The 23178-nt window shown below is 69.8% G+C and carries 20 protein-coding genes; 2 read left to right on the forward strand and 18 right to left on the reverse strand.

The window, feature by feature from the left end; all coding sequences use genetic code 11:
* Positions 1 to 111: 111 nt before the first annotated feature.
* The gene (gene mgtE / locus AC3ITM_RS18480; protein ID WP_489267138.1) at positions 112 to 1482 is read right to left on the reverse strand and encodes a magnesium transporter; all 1371 of its coding nucleotides are present in this window, start codon (positions 1480 to 1482) and stop codon (positions 112 to 114) included.
* A 331-nt stretch (positions 1483 to 1813) separates the two neighbouring features.
* Here mgtE and AC3ITM_RS18485 point away from each other — a divergent pair, with 331 nt between their 5' ends.
* Both AC3ITM_RS18485 and AC3ITM_RS18490 read left to right on the forward strand, forming a co-directional pair.
* Positions 1814 to 3622, forward strand: a complete 1809-nt coding sequence (locus tag AC3ITM_RS18485; RefSeq protein WP_489267140.1) for a monovalent cation:proton antiporter-2 (CPA2) family protein — start codon at positions 1814 to 1816, stop codon at positions 3620 to 3622.
* Positions 3623 to 3858: 236 nt separating this feature from the next.
* On the forward strand, positions 3859 to 4380 hold the full coding sequence (locus AC3ITM_RS18490) for an Abi family protein (protein WP_489267142.1): 522 nt from the start codon (positions 3859 to 3861) through the stop codon (positions 4378 to 4380).
* Between the two features lie 137 nt (positions 4381 to 4517).
* Here AC3ITM_RS18490 and AC3ITM_RS18495 read toward each other — a convergent pair whose 3' ends face one another.
* The 17 genes from AC3ITM_RS18495 to AC3ITM_RS18575 form a co-directional block, all read right to left on the reverse strand.
* Entirely contained in the window at positions 4518 to 7853 is a 3336-nt protein-coding gene (locus AC3ITM_RS18495; protein ID WP_489267144.1) for an ankyrin repeat domain-containing protein, read from the reverse strand.
* Positions 7846 to 8112, reverse strand: coding sequence for a YcgL domain-containing protein (locus AC3ITM_RS18500; RefSeq protein ID WP_228886143.1), 267 nt, complete (start codon positions 8110 to 8112; stop codon positions 7846 to 7848). The genes AC3ITM_RS18495 and AC3ITM_RS18500 overlap by 8 nt, the downstream gene beginning before the upstream one ends.
* Before the next feature lie 243 nt (positions 8113 to 8355).
* Entirely contained in the window at positions 8356 to 8793 is a 438-nt protein-coding gene (locus tag AC3ITM_RS18505; RefSeq protein WP_228886144.1) for an excinuclease ATPase subunit, read from the reverse strand.
* A 70-nt stretch (positions 8794 to 8863) separates the two neighbouring features.
* Positions 8864 to 10105 (reverse strand): beta-ketoacyl-ACP synthase, encoded by a 1242-nt coding sequence (locus AC3ITM_RS18510; RefSeq protein ID WP_489267145.1) that lies wholly within the window; start codon positions 10103 to 10105, stop codon positions 8864 to 8866.
* Entirely contained in the window at positions 10105 to 10836 is a 732-nt protein-coding gene (gene fabG / locus AC3ITM_RS18515; RefSeq protein WP_489267147.1) for a 3-oxoacyl-ACP reductase FabG, read from the reverse strand. The genes AC3ITM_RS18510 and fabG overlap by 1 nt, the downstream gene beginning before the upstream one ends.
* Positions 10833 to 11288, reverse strand: coding sequence for a hotdog family protein (locus AC3ITM_RS18520; protein WP_489267149.1), 456 nt, complete (start codon positions 11286 to 11288; stop codon positions 10833 to 10835). The genes fabG and AC3ITM_RS18520 overlap by 4 nt, the downstream gene beginning before the upstream one ends.
* A gap of 2 nt (positions 11289 to 11290) precedes the next feature.
* Positions 11291 to 12478 (reverse strand): beta-ketoacyl-[acyl-carrier-protein] synthase family protein, encoded by a 1188-nt coding sequence (locus AC3ITM_RS18525; protein WP_489267151.1) that lies wholly within the window; start codon positions 12476 to 12478, stop codon positions 11291 to 11293.
* Positions 12475 to 13026 (reverse strand): DUF3261 domain-containing protein, encoded by a 552-nt coding sequence (locus AC3ITM_RS18530; RefSeq protein ID WP_489267153.1) that lies wholly within the window; start codon positions 13024 to 13026, stop codon positions 12475 to 12477. The genes AC3ITM_RS18525 and AC3ITM_RS18530 overlap by 4 nt, the downstream gene beginning before the upstream one ends.
* The gene (locus AC3ITM_RS18535) at positions 13014 to 14255 is read right to left on the reverse strand and encodes an NAD(P)/FAD-dependent oxidoreductase (RefSeq protein WP_489267155.1); all 1242 of its coding nucleotides are present in this window, start codon (positions 14253 to 14255) and stop codon (positions 13014 to 13016) included. The genes AC3ITM_RS18530 and AC3ITM_RS18535 overlap by 13 nt, the downstream gene beginning before the upstream one ends.
* A 48-nt stretch (positions 14256 to 14303) precedes the next feature.
* Complete coding sequence (locus AC3ITM_RS18540) at positions 14304 to 16646, reverse strand: MMPL family transporter (protein WP_489267157.1); 2343 nt, start codon at positions 16644 to 16646, stop codon at positions 14304 to 14306.
* Complete coding sequence (locus AC3ITM_RS18545) at positions 16639 to 17265, reverse strand: outer membrane lipoprotein carrier protein LolA (protein WP_489267159.1); 627 nt, start codon at positions 17263 to 17265, stop codon at positions 16639 to 16641. Before AC3ITM_RS18545 ends, AC3ITM_RS18540 begins: the two co-directional genes overlap by 8 nt.
* The gene (locus AC3ITM_RS18550; protein WP_228886153.1) at positions 17262 to 17684 is read right to left on the reverse strand and encodes an acyl-CoA thioesterase; all 423 of its coding nucleotides are present in this window, start codon (positions 17682 to 17684) and stop codon (positions 17262 to 17264) included. Before AC3ITM_RS18550 ends, AC3ITM_RS18545 begins: the two co-directional genes overlap by 4 nt.
* Entirely contained in the window at positions 17671 to 19218 is a 1548-nt protein-coding gene (locus AC3ITM_RS18555; RefSeq protein WP_489267161.1) for an HAL/PAL/TAL family ammonia-lyase, read from the reverse strand. The genes AC3ITM_RS18550 and AC3ITM_RS18555 overlap by 14 nt, the downstream gene beginning before the upstream one ends.
* Positions 19208 to 20155: a lysophospholipid acyltransferase family protein gene (locus AC3ITM_RS18560; protein WP_489267163.1), complete on the reverse strand. Its 948-nt coding sequence runs from the start codon at positions 20153 to 20155 to the stop codon at positions 19208 to 19210. The genes AC3ITM_RS18555 and AC3ITM_RS18560 overlap by 11 nt, the downstream gene beginning before the upstream one ends.
* The gene (locus AC3ITM_RS18565) at positions 20152 to 20940 is read right to left on the reverse strand and encodes a glycosyltransferase family 2 protein (protein ID WP_489267165.1); all 789 of its coding nucleotides are present in this window, start codon (positions 20938 to 20940) and stop codon (positions 20152 to 20154) included. The genes AC3ITM_RS18560 and AC3ITM_RS18565 overlap by 4 nt, the downstream gene beginning before the upstream one ends.
* Positions 20933 to 22618, reverse strand: a complete 1686-nt coding sequence (locus AC3ITM_RS18570; RefSeq protein ID WP_489267167.1) for an ApeI family dehydratase — start codon at positions 22616 to 22618, stop codon at positions 20933 to 20935. Before AC3ITM_RS18570 ends, AC3ITM_RS18565 begins: the two co-directional genes overlap by 8 nt.
* On the reverse strand, positions 22611 to 23162 hold the full coding sequence (locus AC3ITM_RS18575; RefSeq protein ID WP_489267169.1) for a COG4648 family protein: 552 nt from the start codon (positions 23160 to 23162) through the stop codon (positions 22611 to 22613). Before AC3ITM_RS18575 ends, AC3ITM_RS18570 begins: the two co-directional genes overlap by 8 nt.
* Between the last annotated feature and the right edge of the window lie 16 nt (positions 23163 to 23178).

The raw sequence follows: 23178 nt of genomic DNA on the forward strand, positions 1-23178 counted from the left end.
GGTCGAACAATCACCGGGACACGTAAGCACACGGTACACGGGTGAGATGCGCGGCGGGATGATCTGGTGCGTAGATCCACGCCACGCGTGGATGAGGATCCCACCAATCGGCTACAACAACGTGCCGCGCAGGATCATCGCGGCGATGCTGAAGTAGATGACCAGGCCGGTCACGTCGACCAGGGTGGCCACGAACGGCGCCGAGGCGCTGGCCGGGTCGAAGCCCAGGCGCTTGAGGATGAACGGCAGCATCGACCCGGACAGCGAGCCGAAGGTGACAATGCCGACCAGCGCCGCGCCGATGGTCAGCGCCAGCAGCTGCCAGTGCTGACCATAATCGTGCAGGCCAAGCAACTGCCAGGACACGATGCGGATGATCGCCAGCACGCCGAGGATGGCGCCCAGGGTCAGCCCGGTCGGCACTTCGCGCAGGGCCACCTTCCACCAGTCGCGCAGGCGCAGCTCGCGCAGGGCCAGGCTGCGGATCAGCAGCGAGGTGGCCTGCGAGCCGGAGTTGCCGCCCGAGCTCATGATCAGCGGAATGAACAGGGTCAGCACCACCGCACGGGCCAGTTCGTCCTCATAGTGCTGCATGGCGCTGGCCGTGAGCATTTCGCCAAGGAACAGCACGCTGAGCCAGCCGGCGCGCTTGCGGATCATCTCCAGGAAGCCGATCTGCATGTACGGCTTCTCCAGCGCCTCCATGCCGCCGAACTTGTGCACGTCCTCGGTGGATTCCTCGATCAGCGCATCGAGAATGTCGTCCACGGTGACGATGCCCAGCACACGGCCCTGCGCGTCCACCACCGGGATCGCCAGCAGGTCGTGGCGGCGGATCAGCCGGGCCACTTCTTCCTGGTCGAGCATGGCATCGACGGTGACCGGCGGGTTGACCTGGGCCACGTCGAGGATGGCCTCCTCGGGCAGGCCGGTGATCAACCGGCGCATGGTCACCACCTGCCGCAGCACCGCGCTGGCCGGGTCGAGCACGTAGATGGCGTAGACGGTCTCGCGGGTACGCTCGACTTCGCGGATGTGCTGCAGGGTGCGTCCGACCGTCCAGTCGGCCGGTACGCTGACGAACTCGGTGGTCATCAGCGCACCGGCGGTGTGCGCCGGGTAGCTCAGCAGCTGCTGGATCGACTGCCGCGCCTCCACCGTGAGCAGCGGGATCAGCCGCGCACGCTCCTGGTCATCGAGCTGGTGGACGATGTCGGTGGCGCGGTCGTCGGCCATCAGCCCGAGCAGGGCCGCGGCGCGGGCCACCGGCAGGGTCGCCACCAGTGCGCCGCTGCGGTTGAGCTCGGGCTGCTCGAGCATTTTGACCGCGCGCGGCAACGGCAGCGCGGCCAGGGTGTCGGCCGCGCGCGACAGCTCCAGGGTGTTGAGGTATTCCACCGCGTCGGCGGTGTTGAAGTTTTCCAGGGGTGCGCCCAGGGAGGCGGCATCGGCCACCGGGCGCAGCAGGTCTTTCTGGTTCATCGGGTTCGCCTGTGGGGATCGCCATGCGCGACGCCAGCAGTGGCGAACCGGTCCCTTGTCAGGCGGTGGCCATCGCTGGCGTCGAGCAAGGTCGACTTCTACTGTCGCTGGACATGGGGTTGGGGACTCCGCAAAGGTGTACTGCCGGACCGGCCGGCAGCGCGGGGAGTCTGGACCCGGGCGACGGGCCGGTCAACCCACGCCGGCACGCGCGGTTGGGCCGGGATTGCGCCTGGGCGCGCGCGCGCGTCGCATAATGGGCTGCGGCCGGCGGTCGCAGCGCCCTTCCCCCTGGTGTTCCCTGGCGACGATTCCATGAGCAGGTCTTTCCATGCATAGCGGCGCGCTCGAGCTGGCCCTGGTGCTGCTGCTGGCGGCGGTGATCGCCGTGCCGGTGTTCAAGAAGCTGGGGCTGGGCGCGGTGCTGGGCTACCTGGCCGCCGGCGTGGTGCTGGGCCCGGACGGGCTGGGCTTCGTGCAGGATGCCGACCGCATCCTCAGCGCCGCCGAGATCGGGGTGGTGATGCTGCTGTTCGTGATCGGGCTGGAGCTGTCGCCGGCCCGGCTGAAGGTGATGCGGCGTTCGGTGTTCGGCGCCGGGGCGTTGCAGGTGGCGCTGAGCGCGATCGTGCTGGGCAGCCTGCTGCTGCTCGACCACTTCCACTGGAAGAGCGCGCTGATCGTCGGTATCGCACTGGCACTGTCATCCACGGCGGTAGGCCTGCAGTTGCTGTCCGAACACAAGGCGATCAACAGCGACTACGGCCGGCTGGGCTTTGCCATCCTGCTGTTCCAGGACCTGATCGCCATTCCGCTGCTGGCGGCGATTCCGCTGCTGGGCGGGGCCAGGAATGAAACCCTGCACTGGAACGATGTGGCCATTGCACTGGGCGCGCTGGCCGTGGTGATCCTGTGCGGGCGGCCGCTGCTGCGCCGGCTGTTCAACATCATCGCGCGCACGCGCAGCCCGGAGGTGTTCACCGCGATGGCGCTGCTGGTGGTGCTGGGCACCGCCTGGTTCATGCAGGAGGCCGGGCTCAGCCCCAGCCTGGGCGCGTTCCTGGCAGGGGTGCTGCTGTCCGATTCGGAGTTCCGCCACGAGCTGGAATCGCAGATCGAGCCGTTCAAGGGCCTGCTGCTGGGCCTGTTCTTCATCGCCGTGGGCATGGGCATCGACCTGGACCGGGTGGTTGCCGAACCGGCGATGATCGCCGCGGGCGTGGCGATCCTGCTGGTGGTGAAGTTCGGCCTGCTGTTCGGCATCGGCAAGCTGGCCCGGCTGGGTACCCGCCATGCGCTGCTGCTGGGCAGTGTGTTGTGGCTGGGCGGTGAGTTCGCCTTCGTGGTGTTCAACGAAGCCCAGCGCGCGCAGTTGCTGGGCAGCGCCAACCACGACCGGCTGGTGGCGATCGTCGGCCTGTCGATGGCGATCACCCCGCTGCTGATGATCGCGCTGCTGCGCCTGCTCGGCCGCGAGGACGCGCCCAAGGCCCAGGCCCGCCCCGCCGACAAGGTGGATACCGGGGGCGCGCAGCCACAGGTGATGATTGCCGGGATGGGCCGCTTCGGCCAGGTGGTGGCGCGCCTGCTGACCGCGCAGAAGATTCCGTTCGTGGCGCTGGAATCCAACCCGGACACGGTCTCGGACCTGCGCCGGTTCGGCAACCAGCTGTACTACGGCGACCCGACCCGCCCGGAGATGCTGCGCGCCGCCGGCGGCGAGCATATCCGCGTCTACGTGGTGACCCTGGACGACCCGGACGCCAACATGCGCGCCACCCGCCTGATCCGGCGCATGTATCCCGATGCGGTGGTGCTGGTGCGCGCGCGCAACCGCCAGCATGCGTGGCGGCTGATGGACATGTCGGCCGAGCCGTTCCGCGAGGTGTTCGGCACCAGCCTGGAACTGAGCGAGCGCATGCTGGTGGCACTGGGCATGTCCGCGCAGACCGCGCGCAGCCATGTGCAGCGTTTCCGCGAGCATGACGAAAAACTGCTGCGCGACCAGTACCTGGTCTACGACGACGAGGCGGCGGTGATCCAGACCTCGCGCGATGCGCGCGCCGACCTGATGCATCTGTTCGAGGCCGATGCGGATGTCAAATCAGACCCATCGGCCCCGGCAGACCGCGACAGCTGAAAAATCCCACGTTCAGTTGGGTAGCGTGCCTAGCGCCTCGCGGGTAGGTCGCCGCTGTCTGAACCCGACCAGATGGATCAGGCTGCATGGGACCTGCAGCCACCGCGCGACATCTTCATGATCCAGAAAAAACTTACCCCGGCCGCGTGCCATTGGCAGAGACGGTACCGGGGTGTGCGGTGCCAGCTTATCGTTGCAATGGCGCTGTATCAAGGCGCCCATCATAGATTGTCAGAATGAACACGACCAAGGCCGAGAGACTGGCTGAATGGTGTTCCGGCGAGCGCATGGGGCGCTATCTGGCGTGGGGCGGGCAATGCGGCGACCGTGCGTTCTCTCTCTACTCGATCAACCTGCAGCTATCCGAAAGCTTGTACGTCCCTTTGCACACCCTTGAGATCCTGCTTCGCAACCGTACCCACCAGGTGCTGGCCGCGACGCATGGGCCGTTCTGGTTCGACGCCGGCGCGGCAGTGCTTGGCATTTCGCGACAGTACGAACAGGTGAGAACCGCCACTGCGGATCTACGGCGCCAGGGAAGGACGATCACGCCGGGCGGCATCCTCTCGCACCTTACCTTCGGGTTCTGGACGATGATGTTCAACAAGGAACACGAAGTGCTATGGCAACAGACGCTGCACCGGATTTCCGCGGCCCCTGCCGGGCGAGGGCTTCGACGCAAGCAATTTTCCGCGCCACTGGTCCGCATCCGGCAGCTTCGCAACCGCATCGCCCACCACGAACCCATCCTGCACTAGCCCTTGCAGCAACACCATGCAGAAGTGATGCAACTGATGGAGTGGATCGCGCCGCAGGCGGCAAGTTGGTGCCGCCAGCATGACCGTTTTCCACCGCTTCTTGCCCAATGGGCAGGTCGGCTGCCGGGCAGTGCGGGTTAGCCGTTGTCGCGCAGGAACCTGGCCATCGAGGACACCCCCGGCACGCGCGGTTCGAATTCGCCGGCGACATCGATGAAGCCGCGCATCACCGCGATTTCGCGCGGGCTGCGGTTGAGCGCGTCGCGCACGTCCGGGTCGGCGCCGGCGCGCAGCAGGCGCTGCACCAGCAGCGGCAGGCCATGCAGGGCGGCCAGGTGCAGCGGGCCGAAGCCGCGCGGGTCGCGCACCTCCAGCGAGACGTCTTCGTCGAGCAGCCGCTCGACCGCCGCCAGCACCACCTGCTCATCGCAGGCGGTACCCGGTTCGGCGCGGGCGCCCAGCAGCAGCAGCAGCGGGGTGACCGCCCCGGCGGCGGCCTGGTCCGGTTCGGCACCGGCCAGCAGCAGGGTGTCGAGCAGGGCCAGCAGGCGCGCACGGTCGCGGGCACTGAAGCCGTACAGCGCCGCGCAATGCAGCGGCCCCAGTTGCTGCGCATCGCCGGCATGCACGTTGGCGCCGGCAGTCAGCAGGCGCGCGACGATGTCGGGCAGGCCCAGCGCCGAGGCCAGCATCAGCACGGTGACGCCGCCGGGCAGGCGGTATTCCAGTTCGGCACCGGCATCGAGCAGGGCCGAGACGATGTCGATCTGGCGCATGCTGACCGCCGCCGACAACGGCGTGGCGCCACTGGCCGCGGCATGCTGCGGGTTGGCGCCGCGCACCAGCAGCAGGTCGACCACGGCCAGATGGCCGCCACCGGCCGCACGCAGCAGCGCGGTGCAGCCCTGGCCATCGACCACGTCCACGCCGAAACCCAGGTCGATCAGGCGCCTGACCGCGTCGGCATCGCCGGCCATCGCCGCCGCGGGCAGGTCGCCGTCGCGCAGCGCGCGGCGCGGCAGCGGCCACACCCGCCAGTCCAGCCAGTCGGCCAGGTCGCGGCGGCCGATCGACAGCGCCACGCCCAGCGGGGTCTGGCCGTCGGCGGCGCGGGCTTCGGGCGAAGCGCCCTGCTGCACCAGCAGCTTGAGCGAGCCTTCACGGGCCAGCGCCGTGGCCAGGTGCAGGGCGGTCATGCCGTGGCTGTCGCGGGCTTCGCGGTCCACGCCCAGGCCCAGCAGGGCCTGCTGCAGGCGCAACCAGCCCAGCCGCACCGCCAGCGACAGCGGCGGGTCGCCGGCCGGCGACGGCGCGAACGGGTCGGCACCGCGTTCCAGCAGTTCCAGGGCCAGCAGTTCCAGCCCTCGCGAGGCGTGGTCGTGCTGTGCGCAGGCACTGAGCAGGCGGGCCAGGCCACCGCGGCCGGCCGGGGACACGCCCCGGCGCAGCAGCACCTGCAACGCCGGCACCGCATCGGTGCCGCGCGCCAGCAGTGCAAACATCGGGGTGTCGCCACAGGCATCGAGCACTTCGGCCGCGGCGCCCTGCGCCAGCAGCCAGTCCACCGCCTGCGGGTCCAGCGCCAGTTCGGCGTCATGCAGCAGCCCGCCCAGTTCCTCGGGCGCACACAACCGTGCCAGCGCGGCCATGCCGTCGACGTTGCCGAAGCCCAGGGCCTCGCGCAGCAGTTCCAGCGGCGGCCGGTCCGGCAGCGACGGTGTGGCCGGGTCGGCATCGTTGCCGGTAGCCAGCCCATCGCTGACTGCCGCCGGCAGCGGGTAGCTGCGGTCCAGCAGCGAAACGATCGCCCAGCGCCCGGCACTGGCGGCGATATCGACCGCCCGCCGGCCCTGCGGATCAGGCAGGTCGGCGGCGATGCCCAGGTCGAGCAGGCGGCGCACCAGCAGCGGCGACACGGTGTCGGCCATGCAGGCCAGCAGCACCGCGTTGCGCCCTTCGGCATCGACCGCGTTGAGTTCGGGCTGGTGCGGCAACAGGTGTTCGATCACCGCCGCACGACCACCGCGGGCCGCTTCCAGCCACGGCGTGCGCGCCAGCGCGTCGCGCGCTTCCAGGTTGGCACCGGCGGCCAGCAGCACATCGATGATGTCCACATGCCCGGCCAGCGCGGCTTCGTGCAGGGCGCTGCGGCGCTGGCGGTCGCGCGCATCGGCGCGCGCCTTGTGCTTGAGCAGCAGCTGCACGCCGGCCGGATCGTCTTCTTCGGTACCGGCGGCGGCCAGCAGCACCGGGGTGCCGTCGGCCGGTTCGGTCTTGGCGCCGCGCTCCAGCAGGAACCGCGCCAGGCGCCAGTTGCCGACCTGGCAGGCCACCGCCAGCGGCGACCAGCCTTCCTGGTTGAGTGCGTCGACCTCGGCGGCAGCATCGCGCAGCAGCGCCGCCACGCCGGGATCGGAACTGCGCGCGGCATGGTGCAGGGGGGTGTTGCCCTCGCTGTCGACGGCGCGCGAATCGGCGCCATTGGCCAGCAGGGTCATCACCGCTTCGGGGCGCCCGTGCCAGCTGTCGCGGGTGGCGGCCAGCAGCGGGGTCATACCGCGGTGCGGCGCGTTGACATCCACCCCGCGCGCGATCAGCTCACGCAGCAGGCGCAGGTCGGGCAGCACCGCGGCCAGCACCGCCAGGCTGCGCTGGTCGCGCCAGGCCGGGTCGGGCGCGCCCTGCGGGTCGGCGCCGGCGGCCAGCAGCTGCAGGGCGCGGTCGACCCGGCCGCTGCGCGCGGCCTCGTACAGCGCCGGCAGGCGTTCGTGCTGGCCCAGCGGCTCCAGCGGCTGCGGTTGGTGTTCATGGCCGGCCAGGGTATCGGCCGGGTCGCTGCCCAGGTCCAGGGCGGCCCGGGTGGCCAGCGGGTCGGCCGGCGCGATCGCCTGCAGCAGCAGGTGGGCCAACGGCGACAGCACCACCACCGCGGCGGTCAGCGGCCAGCGCAGGCCATCGGCCACCAGCCCCGGCCACGCCGGCACCACCACCAGCGCGCATACCGCCACCACCAGCGCGGCCACGGCCAGGCCGCGCCAGGCGCTCAGGTCGCGCGTGGACAGCGCCTGCCAATGGCCGACCAGGTTGCCGTCGCTGCGCTCGACTTCATTCCACAACGGCCAGGTCCGCCACACCCCGAGCAGGGCGGCACTGACCGCCACGCTCAGCCCAAGCACGGCGGCCAGGCTGCCACTGTCGTGCAGCGCGCCCAGCGGCCAGGCCACCAGCGCGGCCAGCAGCAGCGGGCCGGCCAGCCACGGCGCCAGCAGGGCCGGCAGGTCCTGGCGGAGCAGGCGCGGCCACGGATGCACCGGGCGGCTGCGGCGCCACCACGACACGCCCAGCGCGAACGCCGGCTGGGCCAGGGCCACGCCCAGTGCCGCAGGCACGCCACCGAGCGCCGCGGCCAGGGCCAGCAGCACGCCGGCGGCGAGCGCGATGGCCATGGCGCGGGTACGCAGGGATTCAGTCATTGCGACGCGGGACCCGGACCGGCGCAACCGGTGGTGGCGGCATCTGCAGATGGAAACCGCGCCCGGCCAGGTTGGCGCGCACCTCCGCAGGGTCGGCCAGGGCAAGACGACGGTCGGGGGTCAGGGCAACTTCCAGGACGAATTCAAACGGCGCCAGCGTGGCCTTCAACGCATCGGGGATGGCGTTGAAGTCGTCGCGGGTGGCCAGATAGACGTACGTGTCCTGCTTGCGTTGGCTTTTATAGACGTAGGCTTGCATGCCCGGGGGGCTTTGCCAGGATGATGATTGCGATGATTGTGTCGGAAACCACGCAAGGGGGAAAGCAGCCATCGTGATCCTGCGGCGGTTTGACGACGCTTGGCAGATTCAGGTTCATCAATGTCGCGACGGTGTTCAGCTATCGCGCCTGCATTCCGGACCGGGCCGGCCAGGCTGCTGCCGGGCGCGGCTGGACCCGCCCGTGCACGGCCACCGCTCCGGCGGAGCGGTGGCCGCCGCGGCTTACTTGACCTTGGCGTAGGTGCCCTTCAGGGCCACGCCGGCCATCAGGGTGCCGGCATAGCACTCATAGTTGGTGCTGCTCTTGAACTCGTTCTTCTTGTAATAGCTGACGATGTCCACCACCGCGTTGGCATTGCGCGACTTGGCACCGTCCTGCAGCGCGCGCAGCGCCGACAGCGCGACCCAGCGGCAGGCTTCTTCGTCGCTCTTGTTGGCCGCGTTGGTCTTCTTGTTGGTCACATCCTCGCCCAGGCGCTGCTGGACGCTGACCTTTTCGCCGGCCAGGTAGAAACGCACGCTGCCGTCGATACCGGCATCGCGGGCGGCCTGGGAGTTGACCAGTTCGCGCAGCGACTGTTCGACACGGGTGTCACGGGCCTGGGCGGTGCTGGCGACGGCGAGCAGCGCGGTGGCGGCAATCAGGGCAAAACGACGCATTCAACTTTCTCCTTGTTGGTGGGGCGCAGGGTATTGCGGGGAAGCCGGCCCGTTGCCCGGGCCGGGTACGTCATTGCTGCCAGCGGCGGAAGATCAACGAGGTGTTGATGCCGCCGAAGGCGAAGTTGTTGCTCATGACGTATTCGGTCTGCAGGGCGCGGCCTTCGCCCTGGATATAGTCCAGCGCGCCGCAGCGCGGGTCGACCTCCTGCAGGTTCAGGGTCGGGGCGAACCAGCCTTCGCGCATCATCTCGATGGTCAGCCACGCCTCGAACGCACCGCAGGCACCGAGCATGTGGCCGACATAGCTCTTCAGCGAACTGATCGGCATGCCCGGACCGAACACCTGGGCGGTGGCCTGGGTTTCGGCGATGTCGCCGTGGTCGGTGGCGGTGCCATGGGCGTTGACGTAGCCGATCTGGTCGGCGCGCAGCCCGGCATCGTCCAGTGCCAGCCGCATCGCCTGGGCCATGGTGCCGGCACTGGGCTGGGTGACGTGCTGGCCGTCGCTGTTGGTGCCGTAGCCGACCACCTCGGCCAGGATGGTGGCCCCGCGCGCCTGCGCGTGCTCCAGCTCTTCCAGGATCAGGGTGCCGGCGCCCTCGCCCAGCACCAGGCCGTCGCGGTGGGCATCGAACGGACTGGGCGTGGTCTGCGGCGCATCGTTGCGCACGCTGGTGGCGAACAGGGTGTCGAACACCGCCGCGGCGGTGGCATCGAGCTGTTCGGCGCCGCCGGTGACCATCACCAGCTGCTTGCCGCTGCGGATCGCCTCATAGCCGGCGCCCACGCCCTGGCTGCCCGAGGTACAGGCGCTGGAGGTGGTATAGACGCGGCCGGACAAGCCAAAGAACACCCCGATGTTGACCGGCGAGGTGTGGCTCATCATCTTCAGGTAGGTGGTGGCGCTGATGCCTTCGGTGGTGTGTTCATGCAGCATCCGGCCGAACTCGGCGGTGGCCTCGTGGCTGCCCGAGGACGAGCCGTAGGCCACCCCGGCCAGGCCGCTGCGCAGCACCGGGTGGCCGAGCAGGCCGGCCGCCTCCAGCGCCAGCTCGGTGGCGCGCACCGACATCACCGCCACCTTGCCCATGCTGCGGGTGGTCTTGCGGTTGTAGTGCGGCGGCAGTTCGTAGTCCTGCACCGGCGCGGCCAGGCGCGTGTTGAGGCCGTCGAACACCTCCCACTCGGGGATGTAGCGCACCGCGTTGACGCGCGCATGCAGGCGTTCGCGGATGCCGGCCCAGTCATGCCCCAACGGGCTCAATGCAGCGGCGCCGGTAACCACGACGCGACGATCGGTACGGCTCATCAGACCATGCCTCCATTGACCGAAATCACCTGGCGGGTGATGTAGCCGGCCGACGCGGACAGCAGGAAGGCGACCGCATGGGCCACCTCCTCCGGCTGGCCCATGCGCCCGGCGGGAATGAGTTTCAACGCGTGGTCGAGTACTTCCTGGTTGACCATCTCGGTCTCGATCAGGCCCGGGGCCACGCAGTTGACGGTGATCGCGCGGCTGGCCAGCTCCAGCGCCAGCGCCTTGGTGGCGCCGATGATGCCGGCCTTGGCCGCGCTGTAGTTGGTCTGCCCGCGGTTGCCGACCAGCCCCGATACCGAGGACAGGGTGACGATGCGGCCGGGCTTGCGCCGGCGCACCATCGGCATCACCAGCGGGTGCAGCACGTTGTAGAAGCTGTCCAGGTTGGTGTGCACCACCGCGTCCCAGTCGTCGCCCGGCATCGCCGGGAAGGCGCCGTCGCGGGCGATGCCGGCATTGCAGACCACCCCGTAATAGGCGCCATGCGCTTCCACGTCGGCCTCCAGCGCGGTGCGCGCGGCGTCACGGTCGGCCACATCGAAGGCCAGTACCCGTGCCTGCCGGCCGAGCGCCTGGATGTCGGCGGCCACCGCCTGCGCTTCGTCGACGCGGCTGCGGCAATGCACCACCACGTCGAAACCGTCGCGCGCGATCCGCAGCGCCACGGCACGGCCGATGCCACGGCTGGCGCCGGTCACCAGCACGGTCAGATTTTCCGTCATACCTGTCCACTCTCCAGATAGGCCATCGCATCGCGCGGCTCGAACACCGATACGTTGGCAACCGCCAATTCGTTGCCGTCCGCCGAAATCCGGCAGGCGAACATGCCCAGCCCATTTTCGCCCATCAGCTCGCATCGTGCCTCTACCCGCAGGCAACTGCCGGCGGCGAAGTACGGCTGGTGGGCGGTATAGCGGCGGGTGCCAAGCAGGAAGCCGATCGACGGCGGCTGCCCGGCCTGGCGCGCCTTGCAGCCGGCCCAGGCGGAGATCGCCTGGGCCATGTATTCCACCCCGACCCAGGCCGGTACCCCCTCGGGCGTGGTGAACAGGCCGTGCGCGGGCACGTCGACCTCAACCACGATGGACTCTTCCTGCCAGTCCAGCAGCCGGTCGATCAGGCGCATGCTGTCGCGGTGCGGCAGGACGGCATCGATATTCCAGGGCGGCTGCATGCTCAGCTCCGCGCCAGGGCCAGCACGGCATTGCTACCGCCGAAGGCGAACGAATGGCTGAGCACGTGCTGCGGCGCGCGCGCTGCCTGCGTGCCCGGCGCCACCAGAGCCAGTGCCGGCAGCGCGGCATCGGCCTGGCCGTCCCACCAGTGGGTGGGCAGCTGTTGCTGCGGATTGTCGGCCAGGACCATCCAGCACAGCGCCGCCTCGATCGCGCCGGACGCGCCCAGGGTGTGCCCGGTCAGCGGCTTGGTCGAGCTGGCCGGCACCGCGGTGCCCAGCACCGTGGCCACCGCATGGCTCTCCATCGCATCGTTGTGGCCGGTGGCGGTGCCGTGCAGGTTGACGTAGTCGATCTGCGCGGCATCCAGCCCGGCACGCGCCAACGCCTGCCGCATGGCGTCGATCGCGCCGCGCGCCTGCGGGTCCGGCGCGGACATGTGATGCGCATCGGAGGACTCGCCCCAGCCGGACAGGCGCACCGGGCCGGGGTCGCAGGTCATCAGGAACAGCGCCGCGCCCTCGCCGATGTTGATGCCGTTGCGATTGGCCGAGAACGGATTGCAGCGCGCGGCCGACACCGACTCCAGTGCGCTGAAACCGGCCACGGTGAAGCGGCACAGCGAATCGGCGCCGCCGGCAACGACCGCATCGACCAGCCCGGCACGCAGCAGCCGGGCGGCCGACATCAACGCCTTGGCGCTGGACGAACAGGCGGTGGAGATCGTCCAGGCCGGGCCGCTGCTGCCGATGCGCTCGCGCACGAAGCGCGCCGAGGTGCCCATCTCCTGTTGTGTGTAGTGGAAGTCGGCCGGCCACTGGCCGTCCTGGTGATGATGGCGCAGCGCGTTCTCCGATTCGCCGATGCCCGAGGTACTGGTACCGATGATCACCGCCACCCGGTCGGCGCCAAAGCGCGCGATCGCCGCGTCCACGGCCGGGCGGATCTGCTGCAGGGCCGCTTCCAGCAAGGCGTTGTTGCGCCCACGCAGCGCCACCGGCAGCGCCGACAGGTCCGGCAACGCGCCGCTCGCTTCACCCAGCGCCAGGGTACGCCCGGCGATCAGCTGGTCGTTGTCGCGCAGCCCGCCGGGCTGGGCCGCGAACAGGCCCTCGCGCACCTGGCTGCGGTCGGCACCCAGCGCGCAGACCACGCCCAGCTCATTCAGATAGATCGCGCGATCGCTCACGGTTGTGCCTGTCCCATGTCCAACGATTCAATCACCAGTTCATAGCCTTCGGCCAGGTTGCGCAGGCGCACCCGGCCGTCGGACAGCGGCTCCAGCAGCAACCAGGCCTTGCCGCCCTGCTCCAGCCGGCGCCCGTCCCCGGATTCGGCCAGGCTCCAGCCGGGCGGCAGCGCGGCACGGATCGCCGCGGCCGGCCACAGCGCGAACTGCAGGTCGTCCAGCACGCGTTCGCCACGCACCTGCGGCGGCAACCACGGCGCACGGGTCTGCTCCAGCGTGGTGCCGTCCCAGACCATGCGCACCCCGGTCTGGCCCATGGCCTGCACCGCCAGCCGCACCTGGCTGCCATCGGCTTCCAGCAATGCATCCAGCTCGCGTTCGTGGCTGCCGAAACGGAACTGCAGGCGCTGCTGCAACTGCAGCGGCTGCGGCAGTGCCGCCGGCGGCAGCTGCAGGGTCGGCAGCTGCACCAGCGGCGCGGGCAGGCGGGCGCCGGCACAGGCGGCCAGCAGCACGCACAGCAGCAAGGCGGCGATCAGGCGCTGCACAGTTCCTCCAGTACCCGCAGGCGGCGGCCGCTGTCATCGGCCACGTACGGGTTGTGGGTGTCCCAGGCGTAGCCGGCCAGGATCGAAGAGATCATGCGGCGCACGTCCGGCTGCGCGTTGGGGTGGTAGATGATCTTCTGGAAGCCACCGGCGTACCAGGCCTCGACGAAGCGGCGGAAGGTCTTGACCCCGGCGCGCAGCGGAATGGAGAACTCCCGCTCCCAGTCCACCGCCTCACCGGCGTACTCGCGGGCGATGCACTCGCTGGCCAGCTGCGCGGACTTGAAGGCGATGGTGACGCCGGAGGAGAACACCGGGTCGAGGAACTCGCCGGCGTTGCCGAGCAGCGCATAGCCCTCGCCCCACAGCGAACTCACATTGGCCGAATAGCCGGTGATGGTGCGCACCGGCAACACCGCCCACTCGGCGTTGGCCAGCAGGCGGGTCAGGTTGGGGTCTTCGCCGACGATGGCGCGCAGCTTGTCCTCGTCGCTGCCGGGGTACTTCTCGAAGAAGCTGGGCTCGGCGACCACGCCCAGCGAGCAGCAACCGTTGGAGAACGGAATCGTCCAGTACCACACGTCCACATGCTCGGGATGGGTGGTGATCAGGATCTTGTTGCGGTCAAAGCCGGCGTCGGCCGGGATGTGGTCGCGCACGTGGCAGAAGATCGCCCCGCGCACCGGGAAGTTCGATGGCGATTCCAGCTTCAGCAGGCGCGGCAACAGGCGCGCGAAGCCGCTGGCGTCGAGGATGAAACCGGCCTCGATGGTGTACTCGCTGCCGTCGGGGCGGCGCACCTGCACCCGCGCCGGACGACCCGGCTGCACCGACAGCACCTCATCGCCGAAGCGCAGCGTGGTGCCCATGCGCTCGGCACCGCGGGCCAGTACGTTGTCGAAGTCGGCGCGCTGCACCTGGTAGGTGGTGCCCCAGCCGGGCGAGAACTTGTCGCGGAAGTCGAACTCGGTGGTCGCCTCGCCACGCACGAAGGCCGCGCCGTTCTTGTACTGGAAGCCGGCCTGCACCACATCCTGCAGCAGCCCGGCCGCCTCGATGTATTCCATGCTCTGCGGCAGCAGGCTTTCGCCGATGGAGAAGCGCGGGAACTGCTGGCGCTCCAGCATCAGTACCTGGCGGCCCTGCTGGCGCAACATCGCCGCGGCGACCGATCCGGCCGGGCCGGCGCCGATGATCAGGATCTCTGTGGTTTCCACGGTCGTGCTCATCGATGCATCCTTGATCTTGAAAGTGAGGGAAACAAGCCCGCGCCGCGCTCAGTGCGGGGCGTCGTGCGGCGGTGGCCGGAACAGCGGCGAAATCAGCCAGACCAGGCCGATCCCGAACAACAAGGTGAGGCCGAAGGCGCGCAGCGCCGGGGTCGCCGACAGGCCGAGCAGACCGAACGACAGCCAGGTGCTGGCCGCGCCCACGCACACCGCCAGCCAGGCACTGGCATCGCCGCGGTGCTCGACCAGGAAGATGCCGTAGTCGATGCCCATGCCCAGCAGCAGCATCAGCGCCAGTATGTTGAACAGCTGCAGCGGCTGGCCGAACAGGCCAAGCAGGGCCAGGGTCAGCGCGCCGGCCGCCAGGGTCGGGGCGAACACCCGCCAGGCCTGAGCGCGGTAGCGCCAGTACAGCACCGCGAACACCAGCACGACGCCGACCAGCAGCAGCACGCTCATGAGCTTGCGGTAATGCTTGAGCAGCTTGGAGAAATCGGCGGTGCGGTCGACCCAGCGTACGCCGTCGATGCCCTTGGCCTGTGCCTCGAGCAGGCTCAGTGCATCGGCGCGCGACAGGTCATCGACCATCACCACCGAGGCCAGGCCCTGGCCCACCGTGCCCAGCCACAGGTGACGGAACGGCAGCGCCGCCGGCGAGGCCAGGAAGGCCTCGGCCTGCAGGTCCTGCACGGCATAGTCCGGGCGCTGCAGCGGTTCGCCGACCGCCTCGCCCACCTTGCCCAGCACCTGCGGCTCGACCTTGGCAGTCAATGCGGCATCAGCGCGCTGGCGCTGCTGCGATGGCAGCCAGTCGCTGATCGCGCGGTAACCGCCGATCTGCTTGTTGGCCGAGAGCGTGCGCAGCCGCGCGATCAAGGCCTCTTCGCGCTGCAGGACCTGCTCGGCATCGTCGCCCTGCACCAGGTAGAACTGCGCCGGGCTGGGCATGCCCAGCATCTGGCTGATGCGGATCTGCTGGTCGATCAATGCCTTGGGCGAGGACTGCAGGCTGCGCAGGTCATCGTTGCTGCCGAGGCGGGCGATGCCGACCGCAGAGAACACCGCCACCACGCCCAGGAACAGCGCGGTGCGGCGGCCGTGCAGGCGCGGCCAGCGTTCCAGGGTGGCGCCGAGCCAGCGCGAGAAGCGGGTGTTGCGGATCTCCCCGCCGTCCAGCCACGGGAACCAGAAGATCACGGTCAGGAACGCGGCGGCCAGGCCGACCACCGAGAACAGCGCCATCTGGCGCAACCCCGGGAACGGCGCCAGGCCCAGCGCCAGGTAGGCCAGAGCGCTGGTCAACAGCGCCAGCCACAGGCCCGGCAGCAGGTGTTTCAACAGGCGCCAGCGGCGGTCGGCCGGCTCTGCCTGGCGCGAGGCGAACCAGTGGATGCCGTAGTCCTCGGCCACGCCGACCAACGAGGCGCCAAATACCAGCGTGAGCACATGCACCTTGCCGAACACCAGCACCGTCACCGCCAATGCCACGCCACAGCCGATCAACAGCGAGGCGGCCACCAGCAGGATCGGGCGCAGCGAACGGAACGCCAGCCACACCAGCAGCAGCACCGCGGCCAGCGAGCCCCAGCCGATCGTATTGATCTCCCGGTTGGCCTGCACGGCGGCGGCCTCGGCATGCAGCGGTACGCCGGCGCGCAGCACTTCCAGCCCCGGCGCCTGCTTGCCCGCGGCGGCGGCCGCCTGGTCCAGCAACAGGTCGATATGGCGCTCGCCATCGAGCTGGAACGCCGAGCCGACCGTGTCGTACTGCACGATCGACCAATGCTTGCCATCGGCTTCGAGCAGGCCGTCATCGCCCATCTGCAATCCCGAGCCCAACGCGCGCTCCTGCCACCACTGCGGCCACAGCGACAGCGGATCCTGGCGCCATTCGGTCAGGCGCGGGGCGCCCATCGGGCCGTACAGCGCAGCCAGCGCCGATTGGGCCAGGGCATCGGTGGGTTCATCCTGCAACCGCTGGCGCTGGGCAGCGGTGAGCAGGCGGTCGCGGTACGGCGCGTAGAACGCGCGCGCCTGCTCGAACCAGCCCTCGATCGAACCGCTTTCCTGCAACAGCGCCTTGCCCTGCGGGGTATGCAGCGCCGTGCGGAACGCCGCTTCGGCGGCCTTGGTCCGCGCCGCATCGGTACTGCCCAGCAGCACCACGATCTGGCGCGCATTGGCATCGGCGATGCGCCGGGTGACATCGGACAGCAGGCGGTCGTGCGCGTCCTGCGGCAACAGCGCGAGGATGTCGGTATCGATCCGCGACTGGCTCTTCCACAGCTGCCACTGCTGCACGCCCAGGCCAAGCAGCACCAGCAGCCACAGGATGGCCAACCAGCGCCAGATGCGCTGCAGGCGGCCGTTGGCGTTCACCAGGTCATTCAAACTTGCCGCCCTCTGCACTACTCAGCTGGGCCGGGGTTTCGCTCATTTCGGCAAAGTGGATGCGGGTGACGTCCTGGTTGGCCTCGGTGATCTGGACCTCGCGCACGTAGCGGTCGCCACTCAGTGCCAGCCCGGTGAACACCTTGGCCAGCATCGCCGAGCGCGGGCTCAGCTGCATCTTCCAGCCATTGTTGGGCAGCGCCTCCACCTTTACCGTGAACTGCGCCGACAGCGCCTGCGCATCGCCGCTCATCAGCGCGAACATGATCGCGTTGACCGAGCGCATCGCCGGTTGCTGGCGGCCGTCCAGCTCGACCCGGCTGCTGCCGTCGCGCTGGCGGCTGAGGATGCGGTCGCGGGTGACCACCACCTCCGACGGGAACGGCTTGAGCGTGGTCCAGATCACGCCGTGGTCCTGGGCCAGCACGAAGCTGCCCTGCGAACGCAACGGGTTCTTGAAGCCGGCCACCTGCTTTTCCTGGGTGAACGCGCCGCGCAGCACGCCAGCCTTGGCCACCCGCTGCTTGACCAGATCGACATCGGCAGTGGGCGCGGCCAGCACCGGCGCGGCCCCCATCAACGACACCAGCACCACCAGCGTGCGCAGCAGGATGTTCATTGCACCTCCACTCCCAGACGGTCCCACAGCACGCGCGGGCACAGATACAGCATTTCATTGGTGGCCGCGTCGACCGCCACCTGGATGGTGTGGGCGCGGGTCAGCACCTGGCCACTGCCGGCATCGAGGATCTCGTAGGCGATCTTCAGCCGGTTTTCCCATTCGGTGATGGTCGCGCGCACGCGCAGCGCCTGCCCGTACAGCAGCGGGCGGATGTACTTCACCCGCGCGTCGACCACCGGCCAGAGGTAGCCGGATTCGCCCATCTGCGGGTAGTCGTAGTTGTAACGCTGCAGCAGCGCGCAGCGCGCGATCTCGAAATACTTGAAGTAGTTGCCGTGCCACACCACGTGCATCGGGTCGCAGTCGTGGAAGGTGGGCGACAGGCTTACCTCCAGACTCAGGTCAGGGCTGGTCATACAGGCTCCAGCGCTGGCCACGGATATCCTCGAGCAGCGCGCGCAGCTCGCGGTCCAGCGCGCGGTCTTCCTCGATCAGCGCGATGCGCGCGCACAGGTCCTGGTACATCGCATCGAGGTCGCCATGCAGGGTCGCCTTCATGCCCGCCCGCTGGCGCAGCGCCACGCCCTGGCGGGCGGTGATCAGCAGCGCGGCGACCACCTGTTCGGTCAGTTCGATCACGCGCAGGCAGTCGCGCGCGGCGATGGTGCCCATGCTGACCTTGTCCTGGTTGTGGCATTCGGTGGAACGGGAGAACACCGAGGCCGGCATGGTCTGCTTGAGTGCTTCGGCGGTCCACGCCGACACGCTGATCTGCAGCGCCTTGAGCCCGTGGTTGATCGCTGCGCGCTCGCCGGTGGCGGCCGACAGATTGGCCGGCAGGCCATGGTTGTAGCGTGCGTCCACCACCAGCGCCATCTGCCGGTCGAGCAGGTCGGCCAGGTTGGCGATGGTGTTCTTCAGCGCGTCCATCGCAAAGGCGATATGGCCGCCGTAGAAATGCCCGCCATGCAGGATGCGCTCGCCGTCGACATCGATCAGCGGGTTGTCGTTGGCGCTGTTGAGTTCGGTCTCGATCAGCTGGCGCATGAACGGCAGCGCGTCCTGCACCACCCCGATCACGTGCGGGGCGCAGCGCAGCGAGTAACGGTCCTGCAGGCGCTGTTCGTTGCGCGGCGGGCGGTCGCTGTGCAGGTCCTGGCGCAGCCGCGCGGCGATCTGCATCTGACCCGGGTGCGGTTTGGCGGCGAACAGCATTTCATCGAAGTGATGCGCGTTGCCATCGCTGGCCAGCACGTTGAACGCGGTCAGGCGGGTGGCCAGCCGGGTCAGGTAGTCGGCGCGATCGAAGGCCAGGCAGGCCAGCGCGGTCATCACCGCGGTGCCGTTCATGATCGCCAGGCCCTCCTTGGGGCGCAGCCGCAGCGGGGCCATGCCGATCTCGGCCAGCACCTCGGCGGCCGGGCGGCGCGCGCCCTGGTACATCACCTCGCGCTCGCCACACAGCACCGCGGCCACGTAGGACAGCGGGGTGAGATCGCCACTGGCGCCGACCGAGCCTTCGGCCGGGATCAGCGGCAACACGTCGTGACGCAGCAGCGTGGCCAGGCCCTGCAGCAGCGGGTGGCTGACCCCGGACATGCCGCGCACCAGCGAGGCCAGGCGCGCGGCGATCACCGCACGGGTTTCGGCCTCGTCCAGAAACCGGCCCAGGCCGCAGCCGTGGTAGGTGAACAGGTGGTGCGGCAGCTCGGCCACCAGTGCCGGCGGGATGTTGACCGTGCACGAGTCGCCGTAGCCGGTGGTCACCCCATAGATGACGCCGTCCTCGCGCAGCAGGCGGTCGAGGAAATCGGCGCCCTTCTGGATGCGCGCCTGGAACGCCGGGTCGTCGCTGACCACGGCCTGGGCCTGGCGCTGGGACAGCGCGATCACGTCTTCGATGGTCAGCGGCGCATCGCCGAAGCGGATTTGGGGTGACTTACTTGCCATGAGATGCCTGATCCCAGAAGGGGAAGAAATTGAACCAGTCCAAGGGTGCCTGGGCGACCTGAACTTCCAGCCACCGGGCGAATTGTTCGGCCTGCGCGGTCAGCGCGGCATCGCGCGAGCCGCGCGGCAGCACGATGCGGTCGCTGAAATGTTCAAAGCGCACGCGGTAGCCGTCGCCTTCATGCAGGCAGGCCATGGTATAGACCGGGCAGGCCAGCGCCGAGGCCAGCACATAGGCGCCGATCGGGAACTGCGCCACATGGCCCAGGAATGGCGCCGGGACGGTACGGCCACCGCGCAGCGGCACGCGGTCGCCGACGATGGCCACAAAGCCGCCGGCCTCGACCCGGCGCTGCAGTTCCACCGCAGTGGCCGGGCCCATGTCGGTGACCTGCATCAGCTCCACCGAGGCCAGCGGATCCAGGCGCTGCATCAGCCGGTTGAACCGTTGCGCATGGGCGGTGTGCACCAGCACGGTGATGCGGAAACCGGGCACCTGTTCGGCCAGCACCTGGCACAGTTCCAGGCAGCCGATATGCGCGGTGAGGATCAGCCCACCTTCGCGGCGCGCGATCTTGTCCAGCATCAGGTCGCGCTGCAGGCGGATGCGGCTGGGCGGATAGCGCCCGCCCAGACCGAGCAGCTTGTCCAGCAAGGTGTCGGCGAACAGCGCGAAGTGCCTCAGGCTGGCCCAGCGCCCGGGCCGGCGGCCGAGCACGCCGGTATGCGCCTGCAGCCGCCGCAGGTACTGCAGCGAAGACCGTCGGGCCACGCCGTTGCCCAACCAGTGGCACACCACCACCGGGTACACGCACAGCCGGAACGGCCAACGCCCGAACCAGCGGTGCACCCAGCACAGGAACAGCACCCCGGCCGCCGAGGTGGTCTCGCCCAGGTCGGCCCAGTGCGGGGCATTGGCCGGCGCCGGCGCGGTCATGCCGGCGTGGCTCCGCGCAGGTGGCGCCACAGCAGGCGCGGCGCGCGGCGCAGCATGCCGAAGAACAGCCGGGTGTGCATGCCGCTGATGCGTACGTTGTCGCGCCACACATCGAAGTGCGACACGCCGTCGCTGGGATAGGTGACCCGGGTCGGCAGGTTGATCACCGCCACTTCGCGCCAGAACAGGCGCACCAGGATCTCGCTGTCGAAATCCATGCGCCGGCCGATGGTTTCCTCGCCGACCAGGCCGGTCACCGGCGCCAGCGGGTAGACCCGGAAGCCGCACATCGAATCGCGGATCTGCAGCGACAGGGTGTTGATCCAGACCCAGACATGGGTGGCGTAGCGGCCATACAGGCGCGCCTTGGGCACGCTGGCATCGTATACCGGGATGCCGCAGATCACCGCCCCGGGATGCTGCCGGGCCAGCGCGACAAAGCGCGGGATATCGCCCGGGTCGTGCTGGCCATCGGCATCGATCTGCAGCACGTGGCTGTGGCCGCGGCCGGCCGCGGCGGCAAACCCGGCCAGCATCGCGCCGCCCTTGCCCTGGTTGGCCGGCAGCCGCAGCAGCGTCACCTGCGGCGCGTGCGCGGCGGCCAGTGCATCCAGTACCTGCGCGCAGCCGGCATGCGAGCCGTCGTCGACCAGCAGGCACGGCAGCCCGCTGTCGATCACCCCGCGCACTACCGCGCCGATGGCGTGTTGGTGGTCGTAGACCGGGATCACCACCAGTGGCGTGAACGGCATCGCCGGCAGGCCCGTGCGGGATGGGTCATCCATCGCCGAATACCACCCGGCCACTGGCGTGCACGCCGTGGTCGGACACATAACGGAAGCTCAGCACCGATTTGTCCGCATCCCAGCCCAGGGTGAGCTGCAGGCAGTCGCCGGGGCGGGCCACGTGCTGGAATTTCAACGCATCCATCCGTTCGAACCGCGGCGGCATGGCGAACGCTTCGCGCGCGTAGTGGATCGCCCAGTCCAACTGGACCACCCCCGGCAGGATCCTGGCCTGCGGGAAATGCCCGTCAAAGGCCACCAGGTCCGCGTCCAGCGGCAGCAGCAGCGACGCTGCCGCCGCATCGCGCTGCTGCCATTGCGCCGCCGGCAGCAAGGGCCGGAACAGCGCCGCCAGCGCGGCGGCGGTGACCTTGCCCTGCGCGTTGTACGGCCACTCGTCGATGAACCGCCAGCGGCGCGGGCGGGTCACCGCATCGTGGCTGTCGGCCAGGTGCGCGCTCAGCGCCTGCGCATGGCGGCGGCGCTGGGCGTCGTCCCACTGCCCCGCCCCGGCCTGCGCCGGCACCACCACCGCGGCCAGCTGTTCGCGCGCGCCCGGCAGCACCAGCACGCGCACGTCCTGGACCCACGGGTGCGCGCGCAGCTGCTGTTCCAGCGCGTCCAGCGAGACCCGGCGTTCTTCGATCTTGACGATGCGGTCGGCACGGCCGAGCAGGCGGAAGCTGCGCCCGGCATCGGCCTCGACCCGGTCCTGGGTCTGCCACCAGTCCGCGCTGTCCAGGTGCGGCGAGGACACCGCCAGGCAACCGTCCTGGATCTTCCAGGCCACCCCGGGCAACGGGTGCCACTGCGGCTGCCCGGCGCTCCAGCGGCGCCAGGCGATACCGCCGGTCTCACTGCTGCCGAACACCTCGGTCGGCGCCACGCCCAGCAAGGCGCGCGCCTGCAGGGCGGCCTCTTCGGGCAGCGGGCCACCGGAGGAGAACACCGCGCGCAGGCAGCCGCCCAGCGCGGACCAGTCCAGCTGCTCGGGCAGGCGCTTGAGATGGGCCGGGGTGGCCACCAGTACCGAGGGGCCCTGCGCCAGCGCACTGACCAGGTCTTCGTGGAAGAAGCGCCGCGGCTGGATCGCACGCCCGGCCGCCAGCGGCCACAACACGCGGAACAACAGGCCGTAGATGTGCTGGTGCGAGACCGTGCCGTGCACCTGGGCACCCTCCAGCTGTTGGCCGAAGGCCGCCTGCAGCGCGTCCACTTCCGCGGTCAGCTGGCGCATGCGCTTGACGATCGCGCTGGGCGCGCCGGTGCTGCCGGAGGTGAACACCACCAGTTCCAGGGCGTCCTGGTCCAGCGGTGCCAGTGCCGCGTCGGCCGGCGCTGCAGCGCGCGGCTGCAGCGGCGCATAACGGGCCGGCACGTCGCCGGCAAACCCGGCCACCCGCGGGCTCAATCCTTCCAACGTGGCCGGCAGGTTGTCGCCGCCCAGGAACACCCGCTTGCCGGCATGCCAGGCGCCCAGCAGGGCGGCGGCGAAAGCCAGGGTATCGTCGAAGTACAGCGCCCAGTCACGGCCCGGCGCGGCCGCGAAGGCCTGCTGCCAGCCCAGTACCTGCAGGCGGAACGCGGGATGGTCGACCTGCCCGTGCGCGGCTACGCCGACGCTGCGGCCGGGCCGCGGCGCCACCGCCAGACGGTCCAGAGCGATCCACTCAGCCATGCGCGTGCGCCGCCTTCACCCGCCGCCGCACCAGCCATTCACCGGCAAACAGAACACCCATCATCACGTACGCCAACAATCCGTTGTATAGCGCCCAGACCTGGTTGGACGCCCACAGCGCCGTGGCCAGGGCCAGAGCCCCGTTGAGGACGAAAAAACCGCACCACACCCAGGTGACGCGGCGGGTATAGGCCACCGCGAACGGCGGCAGGTCCGGCTCGCCCAGCCGCGCCAGCCGTTCCACCGCGCTGGGCGGGAAACGCAGGCTGGTGGCGAAGATCACCAGCATCACGCCATTGACCAGGGCCGGGTAGAGCTTCAGCGGCAGTGCCTGGTTGAAGGCGGTGGCCACCAGCGCCAGTGCCCCGGCGCCCAGCGCGGCCACCCACCACACCGGCTGGCGGGTGGTCAGCGCGCGCAGCGCGGCCAGCCCGAACAACAGCAGCGACAGCCAGCGCGGCTCGAAGCGACCCAGCGACAGGTACACCACCAGCGGGTACGCCAGCGACAGCAACGCAAACGCCGCGACGCGCACCCGGACCATGGTCAGTGTTCAGCGG

The organism is Stenotrophomonas sp. KH_029, from assembly GCF_057839765.1.